Below are 12143 nucleotides of genomic sequence, written 5' to 3'. Positions count from 1 at the left end.
CGGCGACGCGAGTACAGCGATCCCTGTCGCAATCACGCCGCAGACAAGGTTTCATTCAGCTCCCCCTGGGGGCTGACTTAATGTCTGCGCCGTAAAATGTGATCGTGCGCCTCGGCTGCATTGAGCTCCCGCGTTGAATTACCCAGACGGACGAAATATTTCGATGTATCCGACAGAAGCAGGAAGACCGGCGTGTCCGAACGCTCAACCAGAACCCAGCAGATCGTCTTTCCGTCGATCGTCAGAAACCTGCTGCGCACGAGTGGACAGACAGCGCTGCCGAGATAGGTCCTGACGATCCCGATCAGGGCACGTTCGAATTCATCCGCCGTAGGGTTCCGAAGTGTATTCAGATCCGGATCAATCCCGAGAAGTTCGCCGTCATCCGCAACACCTATGAGCAAACGTCCGCCTTCATGATTCATGAAGCCCGCAATGGTTTTGGCGATCACCTGCTCGAGGCTTCTGTTCGTTCGCGATTCCCGGATATCCCAGCGCAAGGTCGACTTGAATTCCGTCCGTTCGTTCTCGCCTCCGGCAATCACACCGGGCAGAGCCATCTGAAGGTCTTCCAGCAAGGCTTCGGTCGTGCGCGCCTGCCGTGAAAGCGCAAGGGTCAGCACCGAAAATACGAGCCCCATAATTGCGCCCAGGGCAGCAAAAATGACATTCATGGCCATGAGGTGGAGCAAGGGCGCGCCGCTGACACGTTCCCAGGCGAACTGGCCGAACCCGGAATACCTGCCTGAAAACAGGGAAGCATACTCCATCCAGACCACGAGCGAGTTTACCGGATGCAGGACCAGAACACCGATGATCCCGCCAAGGGCGGCATAGATCACCAGGTGACGGATTTGCCGGGCTTTCTGGCTCATCCTCTCGTCCTTGAGTGATAGCGGTTCATGCGTCCTCCTTGCCGAAACAGGGATGAGGTTCCTGCAGCATGAAACTGCCGCCTGTGTGTTCCCGGACCCGGGCGCGCAACCGCCTCAATCGGAACATGCGAGGATGGCAGGCTGGCTGTGTTTTCCATGCACACCCCCGGCTTCCAGGTGAATGTCTGGCGTTGCCTGCTGATACGGCCCTGACCGCGCGCGCCCTCAATAGAAACTCCAAGCCGGTGAATTTCATGCAGGCGTGTAACGTCTCGGCATCATTCCCGTCTGTTGACCTGGCACGTACCGGGGCGACCAGGCCTGGCCTTGCCGAAAGGGTCATCGAGCAATGAGGGAACAGATGAACGAACGTCCGGATCGCACGCCCGCCCCTGCGCGGAATACACCGGAAGGCCGCAAGGGGCCTCCCCCGCCCTTCTTCGGGATATTGTCCACAGTCGCCGCATTCGGACTCGGCATGGGTGTCGCCAGCTATCTCAGGGACATCGCGCTCCTGGTCGTCCTGCTCGCCCTGACCGCGACCGTCATCGCGCTGGCGAGAATCACTCGCAGGAGCTCTCCGCGCCCCTTGTGGATGGACGGGATCTACTGGACGAGCTGGCTCATACTGGCGGGCCTCGTCATTCTGATCGCAAGAAGTATCCTGACCTGATCCGTTTGCGGTGCACTACCGGGCCAGCCGGTCGAGCCTCTGTCCCGGATTATCGATCACGACGGCCGGGTCGACCGCAGCGACTGTCTTGTCCGTCTCCGGACAGTCGATGGACCGGATAATATGTCCGAGGACGTTCAGCCTTGCTGCACGCTTGTCATCTGTACGGACCACATACCATGGCGCATGCTCGAAATCCGTCTTCAGGAACATCTCGTCGCGCGCGTTCGTATATTCATCCCATTTTTGCAGGGCCACCGCGTCGATCGGACTCTTCTTCCATTGTTTGAGCGGGTCCCGGTCGCGGTCTTCCAGCCGGGTCTCCTGCTCGGTCCGGCTTATGTCGAGATAGTATTTGAGGATTTGCATCCCGTCATGGACGAGCATCTGCTCGAACGCGCCGACCGTCTCCAGAAACGCAGCCACCTCGGCCTTCCGCGCGAATTTCATCACGCGTTCCACACCCGCTCTGTTGTACCAGGAGCGGTTGAACAAGGCGATCTCTCCATCGGCCGGCAGATGCGGCACATAGCGTTGGAAATACCAGCTCCTCGTGTCCCGGTCGGAGGGCTTGCCAAGGGCAACAACCCGCGTATCCCGCGGGCTGAGATGCTCTGAAATCCGCTTGATGACGCCATCCTTGCCGGCTGCATCGCGCCCTTCGAAAAGAATGAGGATACGATGCCCGTGCCGGATCGCCCGCCTCTGGATCTTGACCAGCTCTACTTGCAACGCCCGGAGATCATGCTTGTAGGCTTTTTTTGACACGCCCCTGGCGTCCTGTTCGTCATCGGACATTCTGGTGGCGCCTTTCCTCATTCAGGCAGGATTTCGTTCGCTTTGAAACAGGTATCGGATCTGGCTGATACAGGTAATCCCGCGTCAGCGGAACCGACTCCTGTCGCTTGCCGAGCTGGAGCTGAAACACATTGTGGACACCGTGCCGGAATGAAAGCTCGCTGCATACCAGGTAGAATTCCCACATCCGTACAAAGCGCGCATCGTGCAAGGCTTCGGCCTCAGCAGCGCGCGCCAGAAAGCGCGCCCGCCAGGCTTTCAGCGTTTCGGCATAGTGAAGGCGGAGGACTTCGATGTCGAGCACCGTCAGACCCGCTTGCTCGATTGCCGGCAGGATCTCCGACAGGGCCGGAATGTAACCGCCCGGAAAGATGTGCCTTGCGATCCAGGGATTGGTTGCACCCGGCCTGCCCGCTCGGCCGATCGTATGGACAAGGGCAACCCCGTCCGGGCTCAGGCGCGCTGCAATCTGTCTGAAATATTCCTGATAGTGGGGCACTCCGACATGCTCGAACATTCCCACCGAGACGATCCTGTCATACTCATCCGTAAGAGACCGGTAATCCTCGATCCGGAACGTGGCCTGGTCGCCGAGCCCTTGATCCGCTGCACGCTTGCGAGCTAACTCGTATTGCTCGCAGGAAAGCGTCACGCCTTCCACGCGAACGTCCTCCGACCGGCAAAGATGCAGGGCCAGGCCGCCCCAGCCGCAACCGATGTCCAGCACCCGGTCGCCAGGTCTGAGGCAAAGCTTGCGGGCGATATGTTCTTTCTTGAGTTCCTGGGCCTGCTCCAGCGTGACCTCAGCATCCGGGAAATAGGCGCAGGAATATTGCATGTCCTCATCCAGGAAGAGGCGATAGAGATCATTCCCGATGTCATAGTGATGAGCTACATTGCGCGCGGATCGCTCTTGCGGATTGAATTGCGCAATCAATCGGGCGCTCTTCCTGAACAGCGCCGGCAACCGTGCTGCCGGAAGTCCGTCTGCCAGGAAGTTCACCCAGAAGAGATCCAGCAGGTCGTAAAGGTCGCCGAATTCAATGGTCAGGCCGCCTGCCATGTAAGCCTCGCCGACCTGCAGTTCCGGATCCAGAAGGATCCGCCGAAGCCAGGCATTCGAGGCGATAGCGATCCGGACCGGCCGGACGCGATAGGATCCGTATCTCGCTGTTTTTCCATCCGGAAACCTGACCTCGATGCATCCCTTGCGGATCGCCCGTTCCAGCCTGTTTCTTGCGATCGCGCCTATGAGTGCCATGCCAGATCTCCGTTGGAGTCCACCTGCCGGTCGCCAGGCGGAACTTATTGACTGATACGGAGAAGACGCCCCGCTCCCTCAACCGTTACAGTCGGGCGGGCGCCACGGACGCCCGATAAGGGGCATGCCGGCCGGATGCGTATGAATATGCAGACTGCCCGCCGATCCCGCGAAAGGAACCAAGGGATGACATCTGACAAGGCGCCATCAAGGCAGCGCAGGCGGGCCGTTGAAGCCGCTCTGACCGAGTCGCACCAGGACCTTTACCGCTTCCTGAAACGGAAGATCGGCAATGACGCGGATGCCAGGGACGTGTTGCAGGACTTCTACGTGAAAGCCCTGACGCGCTTTTCCGACCTGAAGGATGAAGACCGCTTGCGCGGCTGGCTCTCTCAGGTTCTGCGCTCGACAATCGCGGACCATTTCCGTGACAGGAAACGTACCAGCGATTTGCTGGCCAGCTATGCTGCCAATGCGGAGCTTCTCTTCGGCGAAGAGGAACTGGACTTCGTGATCTGTGCCTGTCTCTATAAGATGCTTCCGACGCTCAGTCCCGGCTATGCAGACCTAATCTGGCGGGCAGATCTCATCGGAGAAGAAAGATCCGCCATCGCTGAAGACCTCGGCCTCAGCGAAGCCGCCCTTCGGGTGAAGCTGCACCGGGCCCGCCGGGCTATGCGCGAACGCCTTGAACAGACCTGCCATACCTGCCTCGAACACGGATACTTCCAGTGCGCCTGTCAGGGATCCGGCAGCAAGGTGCACAGGTAGGGCCTCGGCGCCTGGACCGATCATGCGCCTCCCGGTGCTGGCAACCGCCCACAAGTCCGGGCAATCGGCTTTTGAGGGGTCAGCATCGCCGACACGTATTTCTGAAAAGCAATCCGGCAACCGCCCTGCACGGGGAAACAAAGCGCATGCAGCGAAGGAAGACCATGATCATTGATCCTGAGATGTCCACACGCACCAAGCCAGGATGCAGGATTGCAACCCGCGCCTGCCGACCCTGTCCCATTACGGAAAAATAGTCAGAATCATGGACCACTCGACCCACACGCATCAGGCAGCCGCCTCTCCCGAAACGGCTAATCCTCACAGCCATCACGCTCACAATGGCGCAGGGCATGCCCATGAGGGTCACAATCACGAGGGCATGATCGCCGATTACCGCCGCAGGTTCTGGATCGTCCTGATCCTGACCGTGCCGATACTGGCTCTGGCTCCGATGATACAGACCTGGCTCGGTCTTCAGGACAGTTTACGCTTTTCCGGTGACCGGATCCTTCTCGCCGCGCTCTCAAGCCTTGTCTTCTTCATCGGCGGCTGGCCCTTCCTGAAAGGATTCTGGCAGGAAATAACCGGGCGCGGGATCGGAATGATGACCCTGATTTCGGTCGCGATCACCACCGCTTATGCCTATTCAGTCGGCATGGTCGCGATCGGCAGCGACGAGACCTTTTTCTGGGAACTTGCCACGCTGATCGCTGTCATGCTGCTGGGGCACTGGATCGAAATGAAATCGGTTCTCGGTGCCGGGCGCGCGCTCGAGAAGCTCGCCAGCCTCATGCCGGATGAAGCCCACCTCCTCGCCGACGACGGCTCTGTCAGGGACGTATCCGTGTCGACACTGCGCGGCGGCGAACAGCTGCTGATCAAGCCTGGCGAAAAGGTTCCGGCGGACGGCATCATCGTTCATGGCGACTCTTCGCTGAACGAATCCATGCTGACGGGCGAATCGAAGCCTGTATCCAAGAGCATTGATGACCGGGTGATTGGCGGGTCCATCAATGGAGAAGGCTCGCTGACCATCCGGGTCGACAAGACCGGAGACGAGACATTCCTGTCGAGCGTGATCAAGCTCGTCAAGGAAGCCCAGGCCAGCAAGTCCCGGACACAGGACCTCGCCAACTCGGCAGCGAAATGGCTCACCTTCATCGCACTCGGCGGAGGCCTGTCGACCTTCCTGTTCTGGACATTTTTTACCGGACAGGGTTTCGGGTTCGCCATGGCCCGCGCTGTCACGGTCATGGTGATTGCCTGTCCGCACGCGCTCGGCCTTGCTGTGCCGCTGGTCGTTGCGCGCTCGACGGCCATCGCCGCAGGCAATGGGCTGCTCATCCGTGACCGGACGGCGTTCGAGGAGGCCCGCAACATAGATGCCATCATATTCGACAAGACAGGCACACTGACCCGGGGCGAGTTCGGAATCACCGATACGCTCGTCTTCGATACCACCCATTCCGAAGAAGAAATCGTCGCCTATGCCGCTTCGATCGAGGCGCATTCCGAGCACCCGATCGCCCAGGGGATTGTCCGCGACTCAAAACAGGCCTGGCCGGTCGAAAAATTCCGGGCGATCCCCGGCAAGGGGGCCTCCGGCGAGGTGAAAGGACACGAGGTAAAAGTCGTCAGTCCCGGCTACCTGCGTGACCAGGGCATCGGCATGGAAGACCCGCGCTTTGAGGAACTGAGCCGGCAGGGAAAGACCGTCGTCTTTGTCCTGATTGACGACCGGCTCGCCGGGGCCATCGCGCTGGCCGATATCGTTCGCGAGGAATCCCGCGAGGCCATCCGGCACCTTCGGGACATGGGCATCAGATGTATCATGCTGACAGGGGACAACCGGCAGGTGGCTGAATGGGTTGGCCGCGAGATCGGGCTGGACGAAGTCATTGCCGAAGTCCTGCCGGAAGAAAAAGCCGCAAAGGTCCGGGAAGTTCAGTCGCGTGGCCTGATCGTGGCCATGACGGGTGATGGGGTCAACGACGCCCCTGCCCTCGCTCAGGCAAATGTCGGCATTGCAATCGGCGCCGGAACAGACGTTGCCATCGAGACGGCAGACATCATTCTCGTGCGTTCAAGTCCTGCAGACGTCGTCGCCATCATCGAACTTGCACGGGCGACCTACAGGAAAATGATGCAGAACCTCGCCTGGGCAACCGGATACAATACGTTCGCCATTCCGGCAGCCGCAGGCCTTTTCTTCCCGTGGGGCGTGATCCTGACCCCAGCAATCGGCGCCGTGTTCATGTCCGCCAGCACGGTAATCTGCGCCGTCAATGCCCAGCTCCTCAAACTGAACCGGCAGCGGGCAGGCACATGACCCAATTATTCCAGGCGATATCGCGTCGAACCGGCCGCACGCGGTCCAGTGCGCAGTCCTGATGGCAGAGGAGAAACGCCATGCAGAAGGATAATAGATCATTTCGGAACCATCACCCCCGGGGCGGACGCCTCTGGTTGCCGATTATCGCCTTTGGCGGCCTGATCGCCTTCTTCCTGCTCTATGAACACCGGGCGCACATCCCGGCCAACGCGGTCTTCTTTCTGGGGTTCCTGCTCTTCTGCGGCGTGATGCACATGTTCATGCATGGCGGACACGCCGGGCACGGAGCCGGCCATGGCCGGCATGAAGATCGTTTCCTGCCCCCATCAGACAACCAGGAAGGACCCGGCCAATGAACCCGTCCATGGCACAGTCCGAATACGGGCTCTGGTTTCTCGCCGTCCTGAACTCTTTGGTCTTCATTATCTTCGCTTTCAGTTTCGCCAAACCGTCGAGATCCAGGGACTGGACCTCTTTCGGCGCCTTCAGTGCCTTCATCATCGCGCTGTTTACGGAAATGTACGGCTTCCCGCTTTCGATCTACTTTCTTGCGCCCTGGCTTGAATCGAAATTTCCCGACATCAACTGGTTCGCCCACGAGTCCGGACATTTCTGGGAGATGATATTTGGCTGGAAGAGCAATCCGCACTTCGGCCCATTCCACTGGGCGAGCCTCGGTCTCATATTTCTGGGCTTTAGCGTCCTGTCTGCCGCATGGCCTGTCCTGCACGGCGCGCTGCGCTCTGGCACACTCGCGCAAACAGGTATCTATGCCCGTATGCGGCACCCGCAATATGCAGGCTTCGTGCTGATCATGTTCGGTTTCCTCCTGCAGTGGCCAACCGTCCTGACCCTGATCATGTTCCCCATTCTCGTATTCATGTATGTCCGCCTGGCATTGAGGGAAGAACGCGATGCCGAAGCGCAATTCGGAGAGATGTACAGCGCCTATGCGGCTGTTACACCCCGCTTCTGGCCACGCTGGGGACACCTGCAGGACATCGAGCGTGCCCGGCACGAATAAGTGTTGATCACGGCAGGCGCGAATTCATGCTTTTCGCGAAGGGACGGCGTATCAAATGGAAATCGTGACGATATTGCCGTTTTGATAGATATATTCCGGAACGGGAAGGTTGAGAGGCGCCGGTCCCTTCCGGATTCGGCCGGACGTATCATAATGTGACCCATGACAGGGACAATACCATCCGCCATAGTCTCCGACATTTCCCTGATTGGGACCAAGCGGAACGCAGCCAAGATGTGTGCAGACGCCAGAAGTTATCAGAATGGCGGGATTGAGGCCCCCATCCTGATTGGGACGCAGGCGCTCTTCGTCGGTCTCCGGGTCGCGAAGCCGCGAAATATTGACCGCACGGGCTTCGGCGATTTCAACTTCCGTCCTGTGCCGGACGAAAAATGGCTTGCCGCCGATCAGGACCCTCAGCTCGCTACCGACCCTTATCTTTGAAATATCGACATCCAGGGAACTGGAGGCTCGCGTATCCCCGGCGGGGTTCATCTGGTCGACCAGCGGCCAGGCCGCCATCGCGGCCCCACCAAACGCGACAGCACCGGTCGCCACAAAAATGAAGTTCCGCCGCTCGTCGCTTGCAGGCATCTCGTCGGTCATTCGGACCACTCCCTTATCCGGCCCGCAGACCCCTTTGCGGTGGCAGGCCTCAGGTCTTCACGATCCCGATCTCGGTTATGCTTTGCCCCGGAGGGGACGGTCCTGCAATGCACCGGGATCGTGGGGGGAAGGACGCACGGGAACATTGCAGGACCTGACGGCAATGTGTGGGACCATTGCCGCTGTCTCTGTTTTTGCGCCAAACGGTGCCTCATCTCTTGAGGACGAGGTCCGGAGCGGACGCAAGATTGCGGTCTGTTGGCCGGGCCTATTGAGTCCCGTCACCGCCCCCCTGACCCTCAGTCTTCGGACAGTGATCGGCGGGGTCATGTTCCTTTGCTTCATGCTTGGCATCGCAATCATCGGCGCCCATCTGGTTCATCTTCGTACCATCCTGGCCCATCATCATGCCATCGCCGTCCATTTTCATGCCGTCATGGTCCATCATCATGCCGTCGCCGCCCATTTTCATGGCGCCGTGATCCATCATGTTGCCGCCTTGCGTCATCATCTGGCCACCGGTCATCTGGCTCTCCATACCGGCCTTGCAATCAGGCATGCCTTCATGGCCTGTCATGCAGGAAGCTCCGCCAGCAGCACCGGATTCGGCGGCGGGCTTGTCGCCATGATCGTGAGAATCGTGACCGCCCTGAGCCAGTGCCACGGGCGATAGGGCGAGCATTGCAGCCGCTATCCAGACAGGTTTCATGAGTAAACTCCTTTTCAAACCTCGGGAACGCAAGGGGATGTGCGCTCCTGAAACGTATTACGTCGCATCTGCGTGCGCCCCTCAGGCAGACAGCCTTGCGCACTGCAAATATGTTTCCTGACCGAGCAAGGGGTTCCATGACCGGCCCACACGCGCTTGCCATCCTCGTTATGCTCCTCTGGGCCGGTTGTTATCCGTTTATCGCAATGGGCCTGTCTGATGCGCCTCATCTGACGTTCGCCGCCTTGCGCGCCCTTCTTGCAGGAGGCGGCCTTCTTGCCATTGCCGGTGCACGGAAATGCCGCCTTCCTTCCAGCGCGGCGGAATGGGGGTGGATCTGCCTGACGGGGCTCAGCATGACCAGTCTTGGCTATTTCGGCATGTTCCACGCCTCCGAATTCGTGTCTCCGGGGCTGGCCACCATGATCGAAAGCCTGCAGCCCATGATGGCGGCTATACTCGCCTTCCTGTTTCTCGGGGAGCGCCCCCGCCTCGTGAACTGGACGGGCCTCGTTCTGGGGGCTGTCGGTGTTTCCCTGGTCGCTGCCCCGAAAATCCTTGCTGCAGGGGGTGACCAGGCCCTGAACGGCATGGGCTTCGTCATGATTGCCACAGGCGGTGTGGCGGCAGGCAATATCGCGATCAAGAATGTGTCCGCCAGCGTCGATGCATCCATGGCCATGGGATTGCAGCTCGTGATTGGCGCCGTGCCTCTGGCCCTGCTTGCAGCATTCGGCCCGGACCCGCTCGCCATCACCTGGTCCGCACGCTTTGCGCTCTCCCTGACAGTCCTGGCACTTCCCGGTACCGCACTGGCCTACTGGCTCTGGCACAAGGTCCTGCAATCGCTGGACGTCTCAGAAGCGGCCAGTTTCAGCTTCCTGGTACCGCTGATCGGCGTCAGCGCCGGCGCAGCCTTCTTCGGGGAAACCATCGGAGGAAATGTCGCGCTTGGTGCGATGCTGGCCGCGCTTGGACTATATCTCGCGTCCAGCCGGAACCCACGGACGTCACCGTTACCTGGGCGGCGCGATCACTGATCGGCGGACTCGACCTGCGCCTGGAGGATTTTTCTTGCCCGGTAGACGCGCGTCTCGACGGTTTTGACCGATACGCCGAGAATATCTGCGACCTCGATCTGCGGCAGGTCCTGCAGGACCTGCAGCGTGAACGCCACCCTCAGCTTCTCCGGCAATTCGTCGATCATGGCGGACACGCGTCTCAGCTCATCGTGAATTTCAAAACCGCCCGGGATGTCCGCCCCGTGGTCCGCGATATCCGGACGGTCCGGAACGTCGAGCGGCGCGGCCTGGAAGAAGAAACTCCTTACCGCACGTTTCCTTCCGTGATCGCGCACCTTGTTGAGGGCGATATGATAGATCCATGTCGAAAACTTGCGTGACGGATCATAGCGATCGATTGACCGCCAGGCGGCCGTGAATGCGTCCTGGAGCACGTCATACGCGTCCTCATCCCCACGCATGGACCGGTGAATATAGCGATAGAGCGGCTCCTTGTAGCGGCGCATAAGCTCGGTGAAGGCGCGCTCCTCGCCTCCCGCCGCCGCAACGGCAAGTTCCGCGTCTGTTCGCTCATTATGGGCCACGCGACTATGTCTATTGCTCCTTCAGTGCCCGAACGATTTCCTTGTCGAACGCCTTAGCCTGCTCCTCATCCAGTATCTCGCGCATCTCGAACACATGCTCGATGGTGAGCTTCTGCAGCTCCCCCATGGCCTCGTGAAAATCATCAATCGCCGCCTGGACAGCGGGGGAATTCGCCTTGTCGGTCTCGATCGCGTCGGCGAGCGCGAGATTGGCCGCTCGCAACCTTGCTTCAAGCTCCTTCTTGCGCGCCGCGAACTTGCGTTCAACGACTTCAAGGCGCTGCTCCTGTGCGTCGGAGAGCTCGAGGTCCTTGTGGATCAGATCATGTAGACCTGAAGCCCGCTGGACCTCCGGCGCCGGGGACCAGTTTCCGGCAAGAAAAACGCCGGTCATGCCTGCACACAGCGCAACAAAGGCAACGATGATCCAGTGTTCAAGCCGCATAAGCTTTCCTAGCGCAATAATCCGGAAGGTCCGTACGACGCCTCAACCGAAAACACCGAAAGCTCGTTCGGTCCGGAAGTTCTGGGAACAGAGATCACCCCGACGAAGAGACCGACCGCAAGCGCAACGGCAATGCTGCGGGAGAGCACAGGCATGGCGGAAACCTGGCCATTGGTTGCAACGCCGAAAAGGCCTCCCCTTTGTGTTCCCGTGGCCCGTGCATCGACCCGGGCCCAGACTTCGGGCTCGATATGGCTGAGGTCGCGATCGGCCGGCAGGGCCTTGATCCCCGCGATGAGGGCGTCGAGATCCTTGTTCATGGCGCTCTCCTTTCAGATAGCAAGATTAGGGAGGATTACGTATTGCCCTGTACGCGGCAGTTTCAACACCCCCTCATGAATCTACTGCTAATAATTGGTATGCATCGATAAGCGTCCTTGCAATCAGCTGACTGCACGGGCTGTACCGAACCGCCAGATTGCCTGTTTGCAGGAATTTCGTCGCTTGGCGAGAGGGAGACATGACGCAAATAAGGAAAAAAATCACAGAACTCGACCCGGCCCGCAGGCCACTGCGATTTGCCCTCTCCTATGTCCTCGTCCTGACTGTCGTCAATCTCGTCTGGGAAATCGCGCAATTGCCGCTTTATACCCTCTGGACCGAAGCCTCGTTGGCCGAAAAGACTTTCGCGATCCTTCATTGCACGATCGGGGACGGGCTGATCGGATCAGCAACGCTTGCCCTGGCTCGGCTTGCCTTCGGCGGGCGGCGCTGGCCCGCGCAGCACTACTGGCGCGTTGCGCTGGCAGCGACGCTTCTGGGGATTGCCTATCTCATTTTTAGTGAGTGGCTGAATGTCAGCCTGCGCGGCAGCTGGGCCTATCGGGACGCCATGCCGACGGTCGGTCCCCTGGCCACAGGCCTTGCCCCGCTCCTGCAATGGGTCATCCTGCCACCATTGGTTTTCCTGCTGACGCGCAAGGCGCGGCTTTTCTGAACGACTGACGGTCTGCACAAGCGGCTGTTGCCTGGGAATTGCC

15 protein-coding genes are annotated in these 12143 nt (G+C 59.8%); 7 read left to right on the top strand and 8 right to left on the bottom strand.

Annotated features, from left to right (window positions below):
• Positions 1–77 precede the first annotated feature (77 nt).
• Positions 78–875: an AlbA family DNA-binding domain-containing protein gene (locus HJA_RS03690; RefSeq protein ID WP_035578372.1), complete on the bottom strand. Its 798-nt coding sequence runs from the start codon at positions 873–875 to the stop codon at positions 78–80.
• A gap of 361 nt (positions 876–1236) precedes the next feature.
• Between HJA_RS03690 and HJA_RS03685 the strand changes: the two genes are divergently transcribed.
• Positions 1237–1548, top strand: a complete 312-nt coding sequence (locus tag HJA_RS03685) for a hypothetical protein (protein WP_035578370.1) — start codon at positions 1237–1239, stop codon at positions 1546–1548.
• 15 nt (positions 1549–1563) lie between these two features.
• Here HJA_RS03685 and ppk2 read toward each other — a convergent pair whose 3' ends face one another.
• Together ppk2 and HJA_RS03675 are read right to left on the bottom strand one after the other, a co-directional pair.
• Positions 1564–2346, bottom strand: coding sequence for a polyphosphate kinase 2 (gene ppk2, locus HJA_RS03680; protein ID WP_051597322.1), 783 nt, complete (start codon positions 2344–2346; stop codon positions 1564–1566).
• Positions 2336–3607 (bottom strand): SAM-dependent methyltransferase, encoded by a 1272-nt coding sequence (locus tag HJA_RS03675; protein ID WP_051597321.1) that lies wholly within the window; start codon positions 3605–3607, stop codon positions 2336–2338. Before HJA_RS03675 ends, ppk2 begins: the two co-directional genes overlap by 11 nt.
• Positions 3608–3793: 186 nt before the next feature.
• Between HJA_RS03675 and HJA_RS03670 the strand changes: the two genes are divergently transcribed.
• From HJA_RS03670 to HJA_RS03655, 4 genes are all read left to right on the top strand, one after another.
• A complete protein-coding gene (locus HJA_RS03670) occupies positions 3794–4378 on the top strand; it encodes a sigma-70 family RNA polymerase sigma factor (protein ID WP_034767304.1) in 585 nt (194 codons plus the stop codon).
• A gap of 265 nt (positions 4379–4643) precedes the next feature.
• Positions 4644–6710, top strand: a complete 2067-nt coding sequence (locus tag HJA_RS03665; RefSeq protein WP_034767306.1) for a copper-translocating P-type ATPase — start codon at positions 4644–4646, stop codon at positions 6708–6710.
• Between the two features lie 80 nt (positions 6711–6790).
• Entirely contained in the window at positions 6791–7069 is a 279-nt protein-coding gene (locus HJA_RS03660) for a DUF2933 domain-containing protein (RefSeq protein WP_081814501.1), read from the top strand.
• An 8-nt stretch (positions 7070–7077) separates the two neighbouring features.
• On the top strand, positions 7078–7737 hold the full coding sequence (locus HJA_RS03655) for a methyltransferase family protein (protein ID WP_035578881.1): 660 nt from the start codon (positions 7078–7080) through the stop codon (positions 7735–7737).
• A gap of 51 nt (positions 7738–7788) precedes the next feature.
• Here the strand turns inward: HJA_RS03655 and petA are convergent, their stop codons facing one another.
• The gene (petA, locus tag HJA_RS03650; protein ID WP_035578363.1) at positions 7789–8343 is read right to left on the bottom strand and encodes a ubiquinol-cytochrome c reductase iron-sulfur subunit; all 555 of its coding nucleotides are present in this window, start codon (positions 8341–8343) and stop codon (positions 7789–7791) included.
• Positions 8344–8611: 268 nt separating this feature from the next.
• Positions 8612–9052, bottom strand: a complete 441-nt coding sequence (locus HJA_RS03645) for a hypothetical protein (protein WP_035578359.1) — start codon at positions 9050–9052, stop codon at positions 8612–8614.
• A gap of 137 nt (positions 9053–9189) precedes the next feature.
• Here HJA_RS03645 and HJA_RS03640 point away from each other — a divergent pair, with 137 nt between their 5' ends.
• Positions 9190–10092: a DMT family transporter gene (locus tag HJA_RS03640; protein WP_035578356.1), complete on the top strand. Its 903-nt coding sequence runs from the start codon at positions 9190–9192 to the stop codon at positions 10090–10092.
• Here the strand turns inward: HJA_RS03640 and HJA_RS03635 are convergent.
• The 3 genes from HJA_RS03635 to HJA_RS03625 are packed head-to-tail and all read right to left on the bottom strand — an operon-like array spanning position 10086 to position 11423.
• Positions 10086–10658, bottom strand: a complete 573-nt coding sequence (locus tag HJA_RS03635; protein ID WP_034767315.1) for an RNA polymerase sigma factor — start codon at positions 10656–10658, stop codon at positions 10086–10088. The genes HJA_RS03640 and HJA_RS03635 overlap by 7 nt on opposite strands.
• Positions 10659–10668: 10 nt before the next feature.
• Entirely contained in the window at positions 10669–11103 is a 435-nt protein-coding gene (locus HJA_RS03630) for a Spy/CpxP family protein refolding chaperone (RefSeq protein ID WP_035578353.1), read from the bottom strand.
• A gap of 8 nt (positions 11104–11111) precedes the next feature.
• Complete coding sequence (locus tag HJA_RS03625) at positions 11112–11423, bottom strand: hypothetical protein (protein ID WP_034767320.1); 312 nt, start codon at positions 11421–11423, stop codon at positions 11112–11114.
• Positions 11424–11623: 200 nt separating this feature from the next.
• Between HJA_RS03625 and HJA_RS03620 the strand changes: the two genes are divergently transcribed.
• Positions 11624–12100 (top strand): hypothetical protein, encoded by a 477-nt coding sequence (locus HJA_RS03620; RefSeq protein WP_206741661.1) that lies wholly within the window; start codon positions 11624–11626, stop codon positions 12098–12100.
• The last annotated feature ends 43 nt before the right edge of the window (positions 12101–12143 follow it).

Origin of the sequence: Hyphomonas jannaschiana VP2, from assembly GCF_000685215.1 — a bacterium.
In the GTDB taxonomy this organism is placed as follows: Bacteria; Pseudomonadota; Alphaproteobacteria; order Caulobacterales; family Hyphomonadaceae; genus Hyphomonas; species Hyphomonas jannaschiana.
The sequence above is the reverse complement of the archived record's forward strand: the minus strand, read 5'-3'. Positions and strand labels throughout refer to the sequence as shown.

What these genes read in the sequence shown, in the direction of transcription:
- ppk2 (WP_051597322.1), bottom strand. Translation starts at nt 2,346, where the DNA reads ATGTCCGATGACGAACAGGACGCCAGGGGCGTGTCAAAAAAAGCCTAC.
- HJA_RS03690 (WP_035578372.1), bottom strand. Translation starts at nt 875, where the DNA reads ATGAGCCAGAAAGCCCGGCAAATCCGTCACCTGGTGATCTATGCCGCC.
- HJA_RS03670 (WP_034767304.1), top strand. Translation starts at nt 3,794, where the DNA reads ATGACATCTGACAAGGCGCCATCAAGGCAGCGCAGGCGGGCCGTTGAA.
- HJA_RS03685 (WP_035578370.1), top strand. Translation starts at nt 1,237, where the DNA reads ATGAACGAACGTCCGGATCGCACGCCCGCCCCTGCGCGGAATACACCG.
- HJA_RS03640 (WP_035578356.1), top strand. Translation starts at nt 9,190, where the DNA reads ATGACCGGCCCACACGCGCTTGCCATCCTCGTTATGCTCCTCTGGGCC.
- HJA_RS03625 (WP_034767320.1), bottom strand. Translation starts at nt 11,423, where the DNA reads ATGAACAAGGATCTCGACGCCCTCATCGCGGGGATCAAGGCCCTGCCG.
- HJA_RS03645 (WP_035578359.1), bottom strand. Translation starts at nt 9,052, where the DNA reads ATGAAACCTGTCTGGATAGCGGCTGCAATGCTCGCCCTATCGCCCGTG.
- petA (WP_035578363.1), bottom strand. Translation starts at nt 8,343, where the DNA reads ATGACCGACGAGATGCCTGCAAGCGACGAGCGGCGGAACTTCATTTTT.
- HJA_RS03620 (WP_206741661.1), top strand. Translation starts at nt 11,624, where the DNA reads ATGACGCAAATAAGGAAAAAAATCACAGAACTCGACCCGGCCCGCAGG.
- HJA_RS03630 (WP_035578353.1), bottom strand. Translation starts at nt 11,103, where the DNA reads ATGCGGCTTGAACACTGGATCATCGTTGCCTTTGTTGCGCTGTGTGCA.
- HJA_RS03665 (WP_034767306.1), top strand. Translation starts at nt 4,644, where the DNA reads ATGGACCACTCGACCCACACGCATCAGGCAGCCGCCTCTCCCGAAACG.
- HJA_RS03655 (WP_035578881.1), top strand. Translation starts at nt 7,078, where the DNA reads ATGGCACAGTCCGAATACGGGCTCTGGTTTCTCGCCGTCCTGAACTCT.
- HJA_RS03660 (WP_081814501.1), top strand. Translation starts at nt 6,791, where the DNA reads ATGCAGAAGGATAATAGATCATTTCGGAACCATCACCCCCGGGGCGGA.
- HJA_RS03675 (WP_051597321.1), bottom strand. Translation starts at nt 3,607, where the DNA reads ATGGCACTCATAGGCGCGATCGCAAGAAACAGGCTGGAACGGGCGATC.